The organism is Marichromatium sp. AB31, assembly GCF_003718685.1.
GTDB lineage: Bacteria > Pseudomonadota > Gammaproteobacteria > Chromatiales > Chromatiaceae > Marichromatium > Marichromatium gracile.
The window spans coordinates 73,904-92,070 of sequence record NZ_RHFI01000011.1 but is presented as its reverse complement, the minus strand read 5'-3'; the positions used below and the strand labels follow the sequence as shown (position 1 = coordinate 92,070).

Genomic DNA, 18,167 nt, shown 5'->3' with positions numbered 1-18,167 from the left:
TCATGGCCGCCTCCCAGACACTCGCCGAGCAGCTGCGTGCCCAAGGGGTCTCGCGGCGTGGTTTTCTCAAGTTCTGCGCTGCCACCGCCTCGCTGATGGCGCTGCCGCCGAGCCTGATCCCGAGGATCGCCGAGGCGCTGGAGGCGGCGCGCCGCCCCTCGGTGATCTGGCTCTCCTTCCAGGAGTGCACCGGCTGCACCGAGTCGCTCACCCGCAGCCACGCCCCGACCCTCGAGGGGCTGATCTTCGAGGCGATCTCGCTCGACTACCACCACACCCTGCAGGCGGCCTCGGGCGAAGCGGCCGAGGCCGCACGGCTGCAGGCGATGCGCGACAATGCCGGGGCCTATCTGGTGGTGGTCGACGGCTCCATCCCCGGTCCGGAGGCCAACCCCGGCTATTCCACCGTCGCCGGTCACAGCAATCACGCGATCCTGATGGAGACCGTGGAGCATGCCGCGGCGGTGATCGCGGTGGGCACCTGCGCCGCCTTCGGCGGACTGCCGCGCGCCGCCCCCAACCCCACCGGCGCGCGCGCGGTGATGGAGCTGGTGCACGACAAGCCGATCGTCAACATCTCCGGCTGTCCGCCGATCCCGATGGCGATCACCGGGGTGCTGGCGCATTACCTGACCTTCGGTCGACTGCCCGAGCTCGACGCCTACCGGCGGCCGCTGGCCTTCTTCGGCGAGTCGATCCACGACCGCTGCTATCGCCGTCCCTTCTACGACCGGGGCCTGTTCGCCGAGTCCTTCGACGACGAGGGCGCGCGCCAGGGCTGGTGTCTCTACCGGCTCGGCTGCAAGGGTCCGACCACCTACAACGCCTGCGCCACCCAGCGCTGGAACGGCGGCACCAGCTGGCCGATCGAGGCCGGGCACCCCTGTCTCGGTTGCTCGGAGCCGGCCTTCTGGGACGCCGGCGGCTTCTACCGGGCCGTCTCGGTACCACCACGGGTGAACGCCGCAGCACTGCTCGGCGCCGGCGCCGCCGGGGCCGCGCTCGGCGCCGGCACGGCGCTGGCCGCCAGGCACCTCACCCGCGACGAGCAGCAGCACCGCGAACCGGTCACCGTCGAAGAGCTGGAGAAGAAGCTATGAACGGCGCGATGGAATTCCTGCAGTGGACCAAGGGGCCGATGTTCCAGATCGCACTCGGCATCTTCGCCGTGGGGATGCTGGCGCGGCTGTTCGAGATCCTGCTGCTCGGGCGCGCCACCAACCATGCCGAGGCGCGCGCCGGCGAGTGGCTGCCGGGGCTGCGCACCGTCTTCACCCGCACCATCCCCGACCCCGGCACCTTCAGGCGCGCACCCTTCGACGTGCTGGTCGGCTGGGTCTGGCACCTCGGCTTCATCATTGTGCTGCTGCTCTCCGTGCCGCATGTGGAGCTGATCGCCGGGGTCTTCGGCGTCTCCTGGCCGGCCCTGCCCAACCCGGTGATCGACCTGCTCACCGCCATCACCCTGGCCGGGCTGGTCGCGGCGCTGCTCCATCGTCTGCTCCACCCGGTCAAGCGCCGGATCAGCATCCCCCAGGACTATCTGGTGTGGGCACTGACCTTCGCCGTGGTGCTGACCGGCTATCTCGCCTATCACCGGCTGGTCGAGCCCTATCCGCTGGCGCTCGGCATGCACATCCTCAGCGCCGAGCTGCTGCTGATCTGTCTGCCCTTCACCAAGCTCACCCATATCTTCACCACCGTCTTCGCGCGCTGGTACAACGGCGCGGCCTTCGGCCGCAAGGGGGTGCGGTCATGAGCGAACTCTCTCTCGAACGTGGACTGGCCGCGCTGCGCGCCGAGATCGACGCCCCGGTGGCGGCCTTCTTCTCGAGCTGCGTGCGCTGCGGGCTGTGCGCCCAGTCCTGCCCCTTCTATCTGGAGACCGGCGACCCGCGCTACACCCCGATCCTCAAGCTCGAGCCGCTACGACGGGTGTGGGAGGCCGAATTCACCCTGTGGGGACGGATCAAGCGCTGGCTGGGTCTGGGACAGGAGGTCAGCGACACCATGCTCGCCGAGTGGGAGCCGTTGCTCTACGACAGCTGCACCATGTGCGGGCGCTGCTCCATGGTCTGTCCGGTGGGCAACGACCTCGCCTACATGATCCGCAAGACCCGTGAGGGCATGGTGCAGTCCGGCCACGCCCCGGAAGGGCTGGTCGCCGCCTCGGTGCGCGCGATCCAGACCGGCAGCCCGATGGGACTGCAGTGGAAGACGCTGGCGGTACAGATCCAGCACGTCGAGCGCAGCACCGGGCTGACGGTGCCGGTCGATCGCGCCGGGGCCGAATACCTGGTGATGCTCTCGTCGATGGAGATCATCAACTTCCCCGAGTACCTCGAGGCGATCACCCGCATCTTCGATCACGCCGGGGTGCGCTGGACGCTCTCCACCCAGTGCTTCGAGGCCACCAACGCCGGCATCCAGATCGGCAGCAAGGACATCGCCGCCGAGCTCGTCGAGCGGGTGGTGGCCGCAGCCTCGGCGCTCGGAGTGAGCCGGGTGATCAGCCCCGAGTGCGGTCACGCCTTCACCGCGATCCGCTGGGAAGGCCCGAACCTGATCGGGCGCCCCTATCCCTTCCGCGTCTTCCACATCATCGAGGTGCTCGACGAGCTGCGCCGCGACGGACGACTGCACACCGAGGGCAAGGAGGCAGACCGGCTGTCGATGCACGATCCCTGCAACCTCGCGCGCAAGAGCGGGGTGATCGGCGAGCAGCGCGCGCTGATGGGCCTGGTGGCGGAGAACTTCGTCGACCTCGACGAGCACGGGCGCTTCCAGTGGTGTTGCGGGGCTGGCGGCGGGGTCAGCTCCAACGAGCGCGCCGAGCCGCTGAAGCTCGCCGCCTTCAAGCGCAAGAAGGCGCAGATCGAGGCGGTCGAGCCCGAGCGCATGGTGACCATGTGCGCCACCTGCCGCACCCAGCTCGAGGAGGGGCTCGAGGAGTTCAACATGGACATCCCGGTGGTCGGGCTGACCGAGATGATCGCCGAGCATCTGGTCGAGCGACCGGCCGTCGAGCCCGAAGCGGGCACCGAGTCCGGCCAGCCGGCCTGAGCCAACCCGCATGAGCCAGGCCGGGAGACCCGGCCAGCAGCAGGAGAGCCAGTTCCATGAGTCAACGTGTCGTCGTCGACCCCGTCACCCGCATCGAGGGGCACCTGCGCATCGAGGCCGAGCTGTCCGGTGACCGCATCGCCCGCGCCTACAGCTCGGGCACCTCGGTGCGCGGCATCGAGACCATCCTGCGCGGTCGCGACCCGCGCGATGCCTGGGCCTTCGCCCAGCGCATCTGCGGCGTCTGCACCCTGGTCCACGGCATCGCCTCGGTGCGCGCGGTCGAGGACGCGCTCGGCATCACCCCGCCGCTCAACGCCCAGCGCATCCGCAACCTGATGATCGGCGCGCAGTACATCCACGACCACGTGATGCACTTCTATCACCTCCACGCGCTCGACTGGGTGGACGTGGTCTCGGCGCTCGAGGCCGATCCGGCGGCAACCTCGACCCTGGCCCAGACGATCAGCGCCTGGCCGAAGTCCTCGCCGGGTTACTTCAGCGAGGTGCGCAAGCGGCTGCGCGGCTTCGTCGAGTCCGGCCAGCTTGGCATCTTCGCCAACGGCTACTGGGGGCACCCGGCCTACCGGCTGCCGCCGGAGGCCAACCTGATGGCGGTGGCGCACTATCTCGAGGCGCTCGCCTGGCAGCGCGACGCGGCCCGGCTGCACGCCATCTTCGGCGGCAAGAATCCGCATCCGAACTTCGTCGTCGGCGGCGTACCCTGCCCCATCGACCTCGATTCCGACTCGGCGCTCGACGCCAGCCGACTGGCCGAGGTGGCCGCGATCATCGCGCGCATGCGCACCTTCGTCGAGCAGGTCTATCTCCCCGACACCCTGGCCATCGCCGGCTTCTACAAGGACTGGGCCGAGCGCGGCGAGGGGCTCGGCAACTTCCTCTGCTACGGCGACCTGCCCAGCGGCGAGACGCTGAGCCCGGAGGGCTTTTTGTTCCCGCGCGGGGTGATCCTCGGGCGCGACCTCGACACCATCCACGAGATCGATCTCGACGACCCCGAGCAGATCCAGGAGTTCGTCGCCCACGCCTGGTACGACTATCCCGGAGGCAAGGATCAAGGCTTGCACCCCTATGCCGGCGAGACCCGGCTCGACTACGACGGGCGCGGCGGGGTGCGACCGCCCTATACCCAGCTCGACGTCGCCGATGGCTATTCGTGGATGAAGTCGCCGCGCTGGAAGGGCCACGCGGTCGAGGTCGGCCCGCTGGCACGGGTGCTGCTCCTCTACGCCCGCGGTCACGAACAGACCCGCGAACTGGTCGGTCAGGCGCTGCGCCAGCTCGATCTGCCGATCACCGCGCTCTACTCGACGCTCGGGCGCACCGCCGCACGCGCGCTCGAGACCCGCATCCTGGTCGACGCCATGGACGACTGGTATCGCGGCCTGATCGACAACATCCGCGCCGGCGACACCCGCACCTTCGACGCCCGCACCTGGGACCCCGAGACCTGGCCGCGCGAGGCGCGCGGCGCCGGTTACATGGAGGCCCCGCGCGGCGCGCTCGGTCACTGGATCGTGATCCGCGACGGTCGGATCGAGAACTATCAGGCGGTGGTGCCCTCGACCTGGAACGCCGGCCCCCGCGACGCCGCGGAGCAGCCCGGTGCCTACGAGGCGGCACTGGAGCACAACCACCAGCTGGTCGACCCCAGACAACCGGTGGAGATCCTGCGCACCATCCACTCGTTCGACCCCTGCATCGCCTGCGCCGTGCACCTGGCCGACCCCGACTCCGGCGAGCAACTGGAGATCAAGGTCTGCTGACCCCGGTGCGCGGACAGCTCAGCGCCCGACCTTGATGGCCAGGCGCGCTCGGCATGGGAGATGCCCATAGGGCGGCCAGGTCGCGCTCAGCAGGCCTCGGACAGCACCTCGTCGACCCGGCTCACAGACCGGGGGCGACTCGTGTGCGCGCCGACCGGTCGGGATGGCGCGACGGCCTCCGGGAGCGCTGCGGCGCTCACCTGCGCCGACTCGACATGGCCCAGCCCCAGCGCGCTCGGCACCCAGCGATAGGCCGCAGGCGAGCACATGCCGAGCATCCACCCGGAGGCGAAGGCCCAGGCGGGGACCAGACCGAAGGATTGGTAGAAATAGGTCACGATCGGACTCCACTGCTTGATCGATGCGCGTACGAGGAGAGTCCGTCGCCTGTCGCATACACCGGATTGGGATGGTCTCGCGCCGACATCGCCACCGGCGACTCAGCGGAGCCAGACACCATCGCTTTCGTCCTGGGTTCAGGGTAACCCAGACAGGGGCGGAGCGACGCGATCCGGGTCGCGTTTCACTCGCTCGACCAGCACGACGGGCCGCCTCGCGGGCGAGGCATCGTCGAGGGCGTATACTGAGATGTTGCAATCCAACCTCCAGTGCGTCCCCGGACGCATCACCAGCAAGACATGACAGCATCAACCGATCTCAGCTTCACCATCCTCGGCACCGGCGCGCTCGGCGGCTTCTACGGGGCACGGCTGCAGGCAGCCGGCGCGACCGTGCGCTTCATCGCCCGCAGCGACGCGGCGACCATCGCCCGCGACGGGCTGCGCGTCGACTCGCCCCTCGGCGACCTCCATCTCGACCCGGTCGAGGTCTATCGCGACAGTGACGCCATCCCGCCGAGCGACGTGGTCTGCGTCGCGCTCAAGACCATCCAGAACCACCGCCTGCCGACACTGCTGCGCCCCCTGGTCCGTCCCGGCACCATCATCCTCAACCTGCAAAACGGCCTGACCATGGAGGACGAGCTGGCCGCCGCCTTCCCCGAGGCGCGGGTGATCGCGGGGATGTGCTATCTGTGCTCGAACAAGGTCGGACCCGGACACATCGTCCATCTCGACTACGGCACCGTGAGCTTCGCCCCCTTCGACGAGCGCGACCGCGCCTGCATCGAACCGCTGATGCAGGCCTTCTCGGCTGCCGGGGTCGAGGTCGAGTCCCTGCCCGACCTGCACCAGGCACGCTGGCGCAAGCTCGCCTGGAACATCCCCTTCAACGGTCTCTCGGTGCTGCTCGACGCCGATACCGACCGGATCATCGCCGACCCCGACGCGCGCCGCCTCGCCCAGCGGCTGATGGCCGAGGTCGCGCGCGGCGCCGAGGCCTGCGGCCATCCCTTCGCACCGGACTTCCCCGAGCGGCTGATACGCTTCACCGAGCAGATGCGGCCCTATGCCCCGAGCATGCGGCTGGATTATCTCGACAAGCGTCCGCTGGAGCTCGAATACATGTATCGCCGCCCGCTGCGGGAGGCTGAGCGCCACGGCGCGCAGCTGCCCGTGATCACCGCCCTCGCCGATGCCCTGGCCTTCCGCGATCGGCACAACCGCGCCGCCGGTTGAAGCCCTTCGCAGCCACGATGCGCCCCGGCAGATGGGGCGCCACCCATCGGGTGTTTCCCGCCAACCTCGACGATCCGGCCAGCGGCGCTTGAACCCACCCCAAGCGTCGCCACCATCCAACGGCGGTCTGGACGCACGATCGCCACCCCGGGACTGACCCGCGCCTCACCGCGGGGGCGCGCCCGAGTCCACCCGTCAGCAGCAGTCGCCGACACCGGTGACAGGCGCCGAGACCGCACTCGCCAGCAGCAACGACAAGGACCCGGACGAAGCCCCCAGGAAGCGCCCTCGTGGAGGAATCGATGATGTCGACCCGAGCAGCCACGCTCACCGATCACGCCGCTTCCGCGCCAAGACCGGCACCCCACCGATGGCCGGCACTCTGCTGCCGGGATCCTGACCGACGCCTGCCCGACTGAGCGTGATGGCGACCTCCAGACTCCGCCGGCTCGCTGCCACGGTCCCGCTGTACCTCCCGCTGCTGCTGCTCGCGGCCGGGCTGGTCCTCGCCGTCGTGGTCCACGCCCAGCTGGCCAACGAGAACGAGACCACCAAGCGCGAACGCTTCGCCTTCCTGGTCGAGCGGGTCGTCGACCAGCTCAGGGATCGCATGCAGATCTACGAATACGGCCTGCGCGGTGCCCGCGGCGCGATCATCAGCGCCGGCGGCGACCAGGTCCGACTCGCCGACTTCCGCCGCTACATGGCCTCACGCGAGCACCGACGCGAGTTTCCCGGATCACGGGGTTATGGCTATATCAGCCGGGTCGCTCCTGACCAGGTCGACGCCTTCATCAGGCGCATTCGTCACGATGGACGTCCCGACTTCACTGTCCACCAGCTCCAGAAACACGATGGCGAGCGCTTCGTGATCCAGATCATCGAGCCGCTCGAGCACAATCGCGAGGCCATCGGTCTCGACATCGCCTCGGAGTCCAATCGACGCCAGGCAGCCATCAACGCCATGCACAGCGGTCAGCCGACCCTGACCGCGCCGATCACCCTGGTGCAGGCCAGCGGCAAGCCTCTACGCTCCTTCCTGTTGTTGCTGGCGCTCTCCGAGCCGGCAGCGGCCAGGGACGACAAGACGACCGTGGTCGGCTGGGCCTATACGGCACTGGTGATCGACGAGGTCCTGGCGGACTTCGACTTCCGCGGCGACGAGTTCAGCCTGACGCTCACCGACCTCGACGACAACGAACGACCCGAACGCTTCTACAGCTCGCCCGGCAGCGACACGCCGATCATCGACGACCTCGTCGCCCGTCACACCATCGCGCTCTACGGACGACGCTGGCAGATCGAGATCAAGGTACTGCCAGCCTTCCTCGCCAACCTCAACCTGCGCGATCCCCAGCATGTCGCCGGGCTGATCGCGCTGTTCTCGACACTGATCTCGGGGCTGCTGTGGATCTATCTCGACAATACCCGCAAGCGATTGCAGACGGCCGAGTCACGCGGCCGACTCGCCGCCATCATCGAGTCGACCGACGACGCCATCATCGGCCAGGGACTCGACAATCGGGTCGTCAGCTGGAACCCGGCGGCGGAGCGGCTGTTCGGCTACCGTGCCGATGAGATGATCGGCCAGCCACCGCCGGTACTCGATACCAAGGGGAATGTCGAGGCCTGGAAGGCGGGACTTGCCCAGGTCCGCAGCGGCCAGACCCTGCGTCGATTCGGCATCCAGCATCGCCATCGCGACGGGCGTCTCATCGAGCTGGCCGCGACCATCTCACCGGTCCGCAACGGCGACGGCGGGATCATCGGGCTGTCCTATATCGTTCGCGACCTCAGCGACTACCATCGTCTGGAGGCCCAGCTGCGCACCACACTCTCGCGCATGCGCCTGGCGCTCGATGCCGCGGGCATCGGCATCTGGGAGTGGCAACTCGACGACAACCAGTTGACCTGGGACCAGCGGATGTACGCCATCTACGGACTCGAGCACGGTCGCGACGGCAGGCCGGCACTCGACTATACCGCCTGGCTGTCACGGATCCACCCACTCGACCGCCCCCATGTCGAGGAGCGATTGCGACTGCAGTTGCTCGGCAAACAGGTCGACGAGCTCAGCTTCCGCATCCAGCACACCAGCGGCGAGATCCGTCACATCCACTCGGCGGCGCTGATCGAGCGTGACCAGCAAGGGCAGCCACTGCAGATGGTCGGCACCAACCGCGACGTGACCGACAAGTACAAGGCCGAGCAGGCACTGATCGACGCCAACCGTCAGCTCGAACTCAAGGTCGGCCAGCGCACCCACGAGCTGCTCGCCCTCAACGAGCGGCTGCGCGAGGCGGTGCGCCAGGCCGAGACGGCCACCGAGGCCAAGAGCGGATTTCTCGCCAACATGAGCCATGAGATCCGCACCCCGATCAACGCCGTGCTCGGCCTAACCTATCTGCTCGACCAGACCGCGCTCGACGATGAGCAACGGCGACTGGTGGTCAAGATCCACAGCGCCAGCCGCGCCCTGCTCGCGCTGGTCAACGACATCCTCGACTTCTCCAAGATCGAGGCCGGGCGACTCGAGGTCGAGCATGTGCCGTTCAGTCTCGGCGAGGTCCTCGAGAACATCGCCACCATCATGGCCCCGGAGAGCGGCAACCATCAGGTCGAGCTGATCGTCGGCGTCCCGCCCAAGGGGGTCGACACCCTCTACGGCGACGCCCTGCGACTCCAGCAGGTGCTCACCAACCTGGTCTCCAACGCGCTCAAGTTCACCGAGCAGGGCCAGGTGCTGGTGCGGGTCCTCTGCGACGACTCCGAACCCGATCAGCTCAGGCTGCACTTCAGCGTCAAGGACACCGGGATCGGCATCGCCCCGGACAAGCTGCAGGCAATCTTCCAGGCCTTCACCCAGGCCGACACCTCGACCACCCGGCGCTTCGGCGGCAGCGGGTTGGGACTTGCCATCTGCCGGCGCCTGGTCGAGGCGATGGGCGGGACGCTCGGCGCGACCAGCCAGGTCGGTCAAGGCAGTGAGTTCTGGTTCACTCTGCCCTACGCCGCGGCACCCACCATGTCGCAGCGTCCCCCGCTGCCGCGCTGCAATGTGCTGGTGGTCGACGACAACGAGGCCGCGCGCGCAACCCTGAAGGCCTGCGCCAGGACCCTCGGTTGGGACTCGATGACAGCCAGCTCGGGCGAGGAGGCGCTGGCGCTGCTGTTCGATCGCCAACCCGGACCGTCCCCCTTCGACCTGTTGCTGATCGACTGGCGGATGCCGGGGATGGACGGCATCGAGACGGTCAGGATCGCGCGCGACACGCTCCCCTCCGAACAGATGCCCCGCGTGATCATGGCCACCGCCTATGGCCGCGAACACGAACTCGCCACAGAGATCGACGCGCTCATCCACAAGCCGGTCACCCCTTCGGCGCTCTACAACGCCATGCAGCAGATCGAACAGCCGACGACGCGACACGCCGGCTCGGCGGCGCAGCCCCCCGGACACCAAGAGCCACGTCTTGAAGAGGTTCGATTGCTGGTGGTCGACGACAGCGAGATCAATCGCGAGGTCGCCCGCACCATCCTCGAGGGCGAGGGCGCCGAGGTCCACGAGGCCGCCAACGGGCGCGAGGCGGTCGACTGGGTCGAGCAGCACCCGCAGGGTGTCGATCTGGTGCTGATGGATATCCAGATGCCGGTGATGGACGGCTACATGGCAACCCACGAGATCCGCCAACGGCTCGGTCTCGCGCAACTGCCGGTGATCGCCCTGACCGCCGGCGTCTTCCAGCCTCAGCGCGAGGCCGCGCTCGCCGCAGGGATGGATGACTTCCTGCCCAAGCCCTTCGATGTCGACCAGATGATCGCGACCATCCGCAGCCATCTCGGTCACACGCCGACGAACGGCAAGGGAATCGAGTCGCCGGCGCCCTCACACCATGACACAGAGGGCAGCCTGCCCCTGCTCGACAGCGCCGAGGCGATGACGCGCTGGCGCAACGCGACCGTCTATACGACCAACCTGCGCCGTTTCGGCGACGAGTACGCCAATACCGGGAGCAAGCTCCACCGGCTCGAGGAGTCGGGCGATCGCAACACCATCGCGACGCTCACCCACAAGCTCAAGGGAGCGGCCGGCAACCTCGGGCTGAAGTCGCTGCAGCAGGCGGCCACGGAGCTGGAGACGGCCGCGCACTCAGGCATGGCCGAGCAGACGAGATCGGCGATCGACCAGCTGACGCGCACCATGACGGCCAGCCTGCACGCGATCGCCGAGTACATCGCGCAACACCCGCCGCCGGCCGCGGCGGCGCAAAAACGATCGCCAAGCACGGAGGCCGGGACGGATGCCCTGGTACAGCAACTGCTCGAAGCGCTCGATCAGGACGACCCGGCGAGGGTTCGCCCGCTGCTCGACAGCCTCGAACCTCGCATCGCCCCCGAGCTGCTCGCCCCGATTCGCGAGCGACTCGAGGCCTTCGATTTCCGCGCCGCGGAGACGGCGACTCGACGCCTGATCGAGACACTGGATACGACGCTAGATGGGTGACCCGCAATGCAACACGGCAAGCTTCTGGTCGTCGATGACGAGCCGAGCAATCTCGCACTGATCGAGCAGATCCTCGGCGAGGACTACAACCTGGTATTCGCCCGCAATGGCCAGGAGGCGCTGGCGGCGGTCGCCAAACACGCGCCGGTGATGCTGCTGCTCGACGTGCAGATGCCGGACATGGATGGCTACGAGGTCTGCCGCCGGCTCAAGGCCAGCCCCGGCGGCGACCAGATCCCGGTGCTGTTCATCACCTCGCGCTCCGACGAGATCGACGAGAACGAGGCCTTCGAGGCCGGCGGGGTCGACTTCATCACCAAACCGATCTCGCCGCTGGTACTCAGGGCACGGGTGCGTACCCACCTCTCACTGGTGCGCGCCACCGACCTCGAACGCAGCCAGCGCGACGCCATCGACATGCTGGCGCGCGCCGGACACTTTCGCGACAACGATACCGGCGTCCATATCTGGCGCATGGCCGACTACTCGGCGCTGCTCGCCGAGGCCGTCGGCTGGTCGGAGGAGTCGGTCGCGCTGATGAAGCTCGCCGCGCCGATGCACGACACCGGCAAGATGGGCATCCCCGACGCCATCCTGCAGAAACCGGCCAAGCTCGATGCCGCCGAGTGGGCGGTGATGAAGACCCATGCGCGGATCGGGCACGACATCCTCGCGCGCAGCGAGGCGCGAGTCTTCAAGCTCGCCGCCGAGATCGCGCTCTATCACCACGAGCGCTGGGACGGCAGCGGCTATCCCGAAGGACTCGCCGGAACCGAGATCCCCCAGTCGGCGCGCATCGTCGCCGTCGCCGATGTCTTCGACGCCCTGAGCATGCGCCGCCCCTACAAGGATCCCTGGCCGGTCGAGCGCGTGGTCGAGACCCTCAACACCGAGGCGGGACATCACTTCGAACCGGAGCTGATCACCCTGTTCAACGCATCGCTCGAGCGCATCCTCGAGATCAAGGCGACCTGGGATGCTCGCGAACCCGACGAACTCAACTGAGCTCGCCCGAGGAGCGAGACAGGATCTCCGAGGCTCGCATGACCAGCGCCGCAAACCGCGCCTCGATCCCGGCATCGAGATGGCAGCAGACACAGCGTCGATCGGCATAGATCAGACCGAGCACGACACCGCCGCGCCACAACGGCATCGCCAGGAAGGCATCGACCCCGAGACGCTCGGCCAGCTCATCGGGTAGCGTGACCGTACCGCCGCACCCGACCCGCACCACGCCCGGAGCATCGAGCAACCCCTCGAGCAAGGTCCGCGCCCGATGCCGCCAACCACCCTGATTGAACTCGGGCTCGAACTCCGAACCGACGAACAACCGCGGGGTCAGGGTCCGGTCGTCGGGCGCGCAGGCGAAGAAGGCCACGCGATTGAGTCCGAGCCCGCGATGCAGCCCGTAGAGCAGGGTCGTCAGCAGCGCCTCCTCCCCACCCCCGCACTCGAGCCGATGCCGGCACCGAGCCAGCTCGTCGGCGCGCGGTGCCAGACAGAAAGGCGCCTGATAAGGCGCCCGCAGATCCCAGACCGCAGGCGCACGCGCCGGCGTCGGCAAGGGCATCAACGCCGTCTCGGCGAGCACCGGAAGACGCTCGCGCGTCAGCGCCAACACCCGGTTGACCCGTCGAGTCAGGACATCGGGAGAGAGCTCGAGCAGCTCGCTCGCCAGCCACAGGTCTCGCCCCGAAAACGGATGGCGCCACCCCGAACAGGCGTCGCGTGCCATCTGGTTAGCGAGCATCGCCCCCAGCGGACGGCTGTGCGCGGCATTGTGCGGACGCATCGATTCACGCACCATCTCGGGTAACGCCCAACGGCAGGCCAGCCGGTAGCCCAGGGTTCCCAGACTGTCGCTGAGCGCGACATAATCGGCCTCGTGCGGCAAGACATGATGGAGATAGACGAGCTGCAGATAGCGTCCGATCCGCCGATCGCCCACCGCGAGCAGGACGAACTCGCCAAGGGTGTGCAGGAGCGCGGCCGCGGCCACCTCGGCCGGGAACATGTCACGCCCACAGGCCGCCCAGTCGGCGGCCAGCGCACCGGCCAGCGCGCCGCGCGCCAGGGCATGGCGATAGGCGCGCAGCCGGTTCCCCTCGAGCTCGCGCTCGGCCTCGACGACCTCTTCGAGGAGGCGCGCAAGACCGCGCTCGCCGAGCATGTGCACCGCATCCTCGAGGGTGGCGATCTCGGTGCGGAAATGGCGATGCGGCACGGCGTTGGCGCGATGCAGTGCCTGCAGCGCCAGCGCCGGGTCATCGAGCAGCACCGCAGCCATGCGCTGACGCGAGGTCTCGGGGCCAGCGAGCAGCCCCCTGAGCCGCTCGCGCGAGCGCGCCAGCACCGGCAGGCGCCCGGGCTCGACCAGCGCGGTCAATTGACCCATCCAGTCCTGCTCCATCGCGGCCCCTTCCCTCCATCGGATCGATCGGCGGCATTATTCGCAAAAGGACCAGCCGGCGACAAGCGACGCAGTGGGTCAGACCCCATCGGTTTACGCGTCTGCTGGTCCCCGGGCAACTCAGGGGGCATGGGATGAAGTTACTGCTCGGCGCGCTGATCACCTTCGGCGCCGTGCTCGGCGGCTTCGCCGCCCACGGCGGCAACCTGCTGGCGATCTGGCAACCCTACGAGATCATCATCATCTGCGGCGCCGCGCTCGGCGCCTTCGTCATCGCCAACCCCGGCGCGATCATCCGCGAGACCCTCGCCACCCTGCCGCAGCTGCTGCGTGGACCGTGCTACACCCGCGCTGACTATCTCGATCTGCTGGCGCTGATGTTCAAGCTCTTCGGCAAGATTCGCAAGGACGGACTGATGGGGGTCGAGGCCGATATCGAGGAACCACGCAACAGCGCGCTGTTCCGCGCCCATCCCCGACTGCTGCAGCACCCGCACGCGCTCGAGTTCATCTCCGACTACATGCGTCTGGTGGTCAGCGGCGGCATGAACCCCTTCGAGCTCGACGCGCTGATGGATGTCGAGCTCAACGCCCATCACGAGTCGCGCACCGCAGCGGCCCACGCGGTGCAGCGCAGCGCCGATGCCCTGCCCGCCTTCGGCATCGTCGCCGCGGTCCTCGGCATCGTGAAGACCATGAGCGCGCTCGGCGGCGCGCTCGACGAGATCGGCGCCCTGGTCGCCGCAGCGCTCGTCGGGACCTTCCTCGGGGTGCTGATCGCCTACGGCCTCATCGGCCCGATCGCCACCGCGATGGAGCATCGCGCCGAGGAGGAGCTGCAGTTCCTCACCTGCATCAAGGCCTGCATCCTCGCCAACGTCCAGGGCTACGGCCCGCAGATCGCCGTCGAGTTCGGTCGCAAGACGATGCACGCCCCGCTGCGCCCGAGCTTCACCGAGCTCGAGCGCCATCTGCACGGCGGACGGGCGAGGTAGCCGGGATGTCGCTCGAACCGAAGAAACAGCCGGTGATCGTCCGCAAGGTGATCCGCAAGGGCGCTCATCACGGCGGCGCCTGGAAGATCGCCTACGCCGACTTCGCCACCGCGATGATGGCCTTCTTCCTGCTCCTGTGGATCCTCAACGCCACCGACGATCAGCAACGCGCGGCGATCGCCGGCTATTTCCAGGACCCGGCGCTGTTCGAGGCCGGCAGCCCGGTGCTTACCGTCCCGGCCGGTGAGGGCAGCGGCAACGCCCCCTCGATCATCGACTTCGAGGGCGGTTTCGCACCCTCGCCCGAGGGGTGGAGTCCGTCCCGGCTCGAGGCCCTGGCCCAACGGCTCGATGCCGCACGGCTCGAGAGCCTGCGGGTCAGCCTGCAGGCGGCGCTCGACGACAGCGCCGCGCTCGCCCCCTACAAGGAGCAACTCCTGATCGATGTCGTCCCCGAGGGGCTGCGCATCCAGATCATCGATCGCGAGAACCGACCGATGTTCGACCTCGGTAGTGCCCGACTGCGACCCCACGCCGCGGCCATCCTCGAGGAGATCGGCACCATGATCGAGACGGTGCCCAACCCCACCGCCATCTCCGGGCATACCGACGCGCGCCCCTATACCAGCCCGGACTATACCAACTGGGAGCTGTCGACCGATCGTGCCAACGCCGCCCGGCGCGCGCTGATCGCCGGCGGAATGCCGGACGAGCAGGTTGGACGCATCGTCGGACTGGGATCGAGCGCCCCGGCCGACCCCGAGCATCCGAGCGCGCCGATCAACCGGCGGATCAGCATCGTGGTGATGCGCCTGGAGGCAGCCGAGGCGGCCTTCGCACACGACAGCGCCACCATCGAGCTGCCCGGCGACTGAGTTCGGGCGTCGTCATCGCGACGCCTTGCTCCAGAGCGCCGCCGACAATCGTCATCTTATTGACGCACACAGCCCAGACGCCACATTGTTTCGTGACACCAAATAGGTGGCGCGCTTCCTGCTTATCTGGTTTCAGACCAGGGCCGAATGGCCCCGAACCCGATAACCGGCGGACGCTCAACCATGCTCGAATCAATCGCACTCGGCGTACTCTCGGCCCTTCACCAACTCAATGCGATGGCGGTGATCGGCGCCTTCACCCTGCTGCTGGTCGCGCTCTTCGGCGCAGCGCTGGCGGCGATCGGTCGTGGTCGCGGCGAGGAGTTCTATCACGGTGCGCCGACCCTGCTGACCACGCTGGGGATCCTCGGCACCTTCCTCGGCATCGCCATCGGGCTGCTGGAATTCGACGTGCGCGACATCGAATACAGCATCCCGGTGCTGCTCGACGGACTCAAGCTCGCCTTCGTCACCAGCATCATCGGCATCCTGCTCGGCGCCATCCTGCGTCTGGTGCTGCTGCTCGGCACCGATACCCCGTCGGCGCAGATGCAGTCCGACGCCGCGACCAAGATCGAGCGGCCGGAACTCGACGCCCTCGAGCGATTGGTGGCGCTCGGCGAACACCAGGCCGAGGCCGCCCGCGCCCAGCTCGCAGCCACCCAGACGCTCGAACGGCGGCTGGAGCATCTCGACCACGACCTGACCCAGACCCTGGAGACGCATCACGCGCAGCTGCTCGGCCAGCTCGACGACTTCGCCCGGCGGCTCGGCGAGATGGGCTCACGCCAGCTCATCGAAGCCCTCGAAGGCGCCATCCGCGACTTCAACGACAAGCTCGGGGTGCAGTTCGGTGAGAACTTCCGCCGACTCGACGACTCGGTCGGCAAGCTGCTGCAATGGCAGGAGCAGTATCGCCAGCACATGCAGGCGCTCGGCGATCAACTCGACCACGCCGTCGGTGCCGTCGGTCAGTCACAGACCGCGATCGAGGCGCTCACCCGTCAGGCGATGCAGATCTCGCGTCATGTCGAGGACCAGGAGACGACCATGGCCGGGCTGAGGCGCGAGACCATGGAGCTCGAATCCCTGCTCAGCGGCATCGCCGAGCTGCGTGATCGCGCCAAGGAGGCCTTCCCGGCGATGGACACCCGGCTCAAGGCGATGCTCGAGAACATCGAGAACGCAGTGCTCTCGGCGCTCGAGGCACAGCGACGCATCGCCCAGAGCACCCCCGCACGCGGCACGGCGCTGGCCGCGGGAGCCGGGGCATGAGCGCCTTAACACCACGCCTCCCCGGACACCGCCAGCAGCACGAGGGCGACAGCCACTGGCTGGTGGTCTCCGACCTGATGGCCTCGCTGATGATGATCTTCCTCTTCCTCGCCCTGCTCCACATGGTGCAGATCGAGCGCGCCCACGAGGTCGAGACCGAGGTGCGCACCTCCGCGGCCGAGCTGCGTCAGGCGATCTATCACGCGCTGGAAGACGAGTTCGTCGACGACCTGCCGCGGTGGAACGCCGAACTCGAGCGCGACACGCTGACGCTGCGCTTTCGCGAGCCAGACGTGCTGTTCGATCGCAGCTCGTCGCGGATCAAGCCGGAGTTCGAGGCCATCCTCAGCGACTTCCTGCCACGCTATGTCGCGCGCCTGCGCCCGTTCAGCACGGTGATCCGCGAGATCCGCATCGAGGGTCATACCTCCAGCGAATGGGCGCCGGGGAGCAGCCCGCTTGAGGCCTATTTCGCCAACATGGAACTCAGTCAGAAACGCACCCGCGCAGTGCTGCGCTTCGCCTACGGACTCGAGGCGCTGCGTCACGAGCAGTGGTTCAGGTATCGGGTGGCCGCGGTCGGGCTGTCCTCGTCACGGCTGGTACTCGACGCCACCGGACACGAGGACCCGACCGCCTCGCGTCGGGTGGAGTTCAGCGTGCTGACCAACTTCGAGGACCGACTGCTGGCCCCCACCGGGCTCGATGTCGCCGCGACACCCTGAGCCCGACGCATGAGCGGCGCGGGACTCAGCCGGGATCGCGCAATGCCTCGACGGCGCAAACCTGATACTGCGCGGCATCGAGGCTGGCAAGCAGCTGATCGGGGGTCACCCCCACACGATCCCAGATCTCGGGAACGATCGGTGGCGCATCGTTCCAGTCACGCGAATCGAGCTCGGCGAGATGGGCCCCGGTGTTGGCGAGATGGACGATGGCGACCGCCTCGAAGTGCTCGGCGGGCGCATCCAGCGGGGCATGGTGATAACGCAGACAGGCACACAGCGACTCGGGCAACCCCCAGCGTTCGGCCAGGGCACCACCAAGCTCGGCGTGGTCGAAACCCAGCTCGCCGTGCTCGGCCGCCTGCGGCGAGATCTCGTTGGGGGCATCGAGACTGCTGAGGAAGGCGCGGTGCGCCTCCTCGGGCACCTCGGAGAACAGTACCAGCTGACCGAGGTCATGCAGCAAGCCACCGAGGAACACGGTGCCGGCAAGGGCCCGCGAGCGATCCTCGGCAAGCAGGCGTGCGATCACCGCGCAGTAGGCCGAGTGGTGCCAGAACACCTCGAGCGGCAACAGGTTCTGGACCGGCAGACGGTCGGATGCCTGGGTCACCGCTCCGGCGATCACCAGTCTGCGCACATGCTCACGCCCGAGCAGCGCCAGCGCGCGCTCGACCGAATCGACGGTGCGCGCCGGCGCGAACGCCGGACTGTTGGCCAGCCGCAGCAGGATCGCCACCAGCCCAGGGTCCTGCTCCAGCCGTGAGGCGATCTCGCGCTGCGGGCTGTCGGGGTCGTCGAGCAGCTTCATCACCTCGCCAACCACGCGAGGGATGGCCAGCAGCCGCCCCGTGTTCTTTACCAGGCCTTCGATGGTCATCGCGGACACGCGCCAATCCTCCAATATCGTCCCGAGCGCCAGGCAACAGGGAAGCGCGGCTCGGGATCGCAAACAC

At 68.2% G+C, this 18,167-nt stretch carries 14 protein-coding genes; 11 read left to right on the top strand and 3 right to left on the bottom strand.

The features are described from left to right. Positions 1-2: 2 nt before the first annotated feature. The 4 genes from EBL84_RS10180 to EBL84_RS10165 are packed head-to-tail and all read left to right on the top strand — an operon-like array spanning position 3 to position 4,850. Complete coding sequence (locus EBL84_RS10180; RefSeq protein ID WP_123140710.1) at positions 3-1,100, top strand: hydrogenase small subunit; 1,098 nt, start codon at positions 3-5, stop codon at positions 1,098-1,100. Further along, the gene (locus EBL84_RS10175; protein WP_123140709.1) at positions 1,097-1,759 is read left to right on the top strand and encodes a hypothetical protein; all 663 of its coding nucleotides are present in this window, start codon (positions 1,097-1,099) and stop codon (positions 1,757-1,759) included. The genes EBL84_RS10180 and EBL84_RS10175 overlap by 4 nt, the downstream gene beginning before the upstream one ends. Further along, positions 1,756-3,063: a (Fe-S)-binding protein gene (locus EBL84_RS10170; protein ID WP_123140708.1), complete on the top strand. Its 1,308-nt coding sequence runs from the start codon at positions 1,756-1,758 to the stop codon at positions 3,061-3,063. The genes EBL84_RS10175 and EBL84_RS10170 overlap by 4 nt, the downstream gene beginning before the upstream one ends. Before the next feature lie 56 nt (positions 3,064-3,119). Then, entirely contained in the window at positions 3,120-4,850 is a 1,731-nt protein-coding gene (locus tag EBL84_RS10165) for a nickel-dependent hydrogenase large subunit (RefSeq protein WP_123140707.1), read from the top strand. A gap of 86 nt (positions 4,851-4,936) precedes the next feature. Here the strand turns inward: EBL84_RS10165 and EBL84_RS10160 are convergent, their stop codons facing one another. Continuing rightward, positions 4,937-5,188: a hypothetical protein gene (locus EBL84_RS10160; protein WP_123140706.1), complete on the bottom strand. Its 252-nt coding sequence runs from the start codon at positions 5,186-5,188 to the stop codon at positions 4,937-4,939. 300 nt (positions 5,189-5,488) lie between these two features. On the opposite strand from EBL84_RS10160, the gene EBL84_RS10155 reads away from it, so the two are divergent. From EBL84_RS10155 to EBL84_RS10145, 3 genes are all read left to right on the top strand, one after another. Next, positions 5,489-6,427: a putative 2-dehydropantoate 2-reductase gene (locus tag EBL84_RS10155; protein ID WP_123140705.1), complete on the top strand. Its 939-nt coding sequence runs from the start codon at positions 5,489-5,491 to the stop codon at positions 6,425-6,427. A gap of 424 nt (positions 6,428-6,851) precedes the next feature. Beyond that, a complete protein-coding gene (locus EBL84_RS10150; protein WP_123140704.1) occupies positions 6,852-10,931 on the top strand; it encodes a response regulator in 4,080 nt (1,359 codons plus the stop codon). A gap of 6 nt (positions 10,932-10,937) precedes the next feature. Then, positions 10,938-11,936: an HD domain-containing phosphohydrolase gene (locus EBL84_RS10145; RefSeq protein ID WP_123140703.1), complete on the top strand. Its 999-nt coding sequence runs from the start codon at positions 10,938-10,940 to the stop codon at positions 11,934-11,936. Here EBL84_RS10145 and EBL84_RS10140 read toward each other — a convergent pair. Then, positions 11,929-13,326 carry an HDOD domain-containing protein gene (locus EBL84_RS10140; protein WP_190287933.1) on the bottom strand — a complete coding sequence of 466 codons (1,398 nt, stop codon included), beginning with the start codon at positions 13,324-13,326 and terminating at the stop codon, positions 11,929-11,931. The two genes, EBL84_RS10145 and EBL84_RS10140, sit on opposite strands and share 8 nt — an antisense overlap. Positions 13,327-13,475: 149 nt before the next feature. Here EBL84_RS10140 and motA point away from each other — a divergent pair, with 149 nt between their 5' ends. The 4 genes from motA (at position 13,476) to EBL84_RS10120 (ending at position 17,211) form a co-directional block, all read left to right on the top strand. Continuing rightward, entirely contained in the window at positions 13,476-14,336 is an 861-nt protein-coding gene (gene motA / locus EBL84_RS10135; protein ID WP_123140701.1) for a flagellar motor stator protein MotA, read from the top strand. A gap of 5 nt (positions 14,337-14,341) precedes the next feature. Beyond that, on the top strand, positions 14,342-15,211 hold the full coding sequence (gene motB / locus EBL84_RS10130) for a flagellar motor protein MotB (protein WP_123140700.1): 870 nt from the start codon (positions 14,342-14,344) through the stop codon (positions 15,209-15,211). A gap of 183 nt (positions 15,212-15,394) precedes the next feature. Continuing rightward, positions 15,395-16,486: a hypothetical protein gene (locus EBL84_RS10125; RefSeq protein WP_123140699.1), complete on the top strand. Its 1,092-nt coding sequence runs from the start codon at positions 15,395-15,397 to the stop codon at positions 16,484-16,486. Then, positions 16,483-17,211 (top strand): OmpA family protein, encoded by a 729-nt coding sequence (locus tag EBL84_RS10120; protein WP_123140698.1) that lies wholly within the window; start codon positions 16,483-16,485, stop codon positions 17,209-17,211. The genes EBL84_RS10125 and EBL84_RS10120 overlap by 4 nt, the downstream gene beginning before the upstream one ends. Positions 17,212-17,236: 25 nt before the next feature. Here the strand turns inward: EBL84_RS10120 and EBL84_RS10115 are convergent, their stop codons facing one another. After that, complete coding sequence (locus tag EBL84_RS10115; protein WP_123140697.1) at positions 17,237-18,091, bottom strand: HDOD domain-containing protein; 855 nt, start codon at positions 18,089-18,091, stop codon at positions 17,237-17,239. Positions 18,092-18,167: the final 76 nt, after the last annotated feature.

Coding starts and splice junctions, on each gene's coding strand:
- EBL84_RS10165 (WP_123140707.1), top strand. CDS start 3,120: ATGAGTCAACGTGTCGTCGTCGACCCCGTCACCCGCATCGAGGGGCAC.
- motB (WP_123140700.1), top strand. CDS start 14,342: ATGTCGCTCGAACCGAAGAAACAGCCGGTGATCGTCCGCAAGGTGATC.
- EBL84_RS10170 (WP_123140708.1), top strand. CDS start 1,756: ATGAGCGAACTCTCTCTCGAACGTGGACTGGCCGCGCTGCGCGCCGAG.
- EBL84_RS10180 (WP_123140710.1), top strand. CDS start 3: ATGGCCGCCTCCCAGACACTCGCCGAGCAGCTGCGTGCCCAAGGGGTC.
- EBL84_RS10120 (WP_123140698.1), top strand. CDS start 16,483: ATGAGCGCCTTAACACCACGCCTCCCCGGACACCGCCAGCAGCACGAG.
- EBL84_RS10140 (WP_190287933.1), bottom strand. CDS start 13,326: ATGGGTCAATTGACCGCGCTGGTCGAGCCCGGGCGCCTGCCGGTGCTG.
- EBL84_RS10145 (WP_123140703.1), top strand. CDS start 10,938: ATGCAACACGGCAAGCTTCTGGTCGTCGATGACGAGCCGAGCAATCTC.
- EBL84_RS10125 (WP_123140699.1), top strand. CDS start 15,395: ATGCTCGAATCAATCGCACTCGGCGTACTCTCGGCCCTTCACCAACTC.
- motA (WP_123140701.1), top strand. CDS start 13,476: ATGAAGTTACTGCTCGGCGCGCTGATCACCTTCGGCGCCGTGCTCGGC.
- EBL84_RS10115 (WP_123140697.1), bottom strand. CDS start 18,091: ATGACCATCGAAGGCCTGGTAAAGAACACGGGGCGGCTGCTGGCCATC.
- EBL84_RS10175 (WP_123140709.1), top strand. CDS start 1,097: ATGAACGGCGCGATGGAATTCCTGCAGTGGACCAAGGGGCCGATGTTC.
- EBL84_RS10155 (WP_123140705.1), top strand. CDS start 5,489: ATGACAGCATCAACCGATCTCAGCTTCACCATCCTCGGCACCGGCGCG.
- EBL84_RS10150 (WP_123140704.1), top strand. CDS start 6,852: ATGGCGACCTCCAGACTCCGCCGGCTCGCTGCCACGGTCCCGCTGTAC.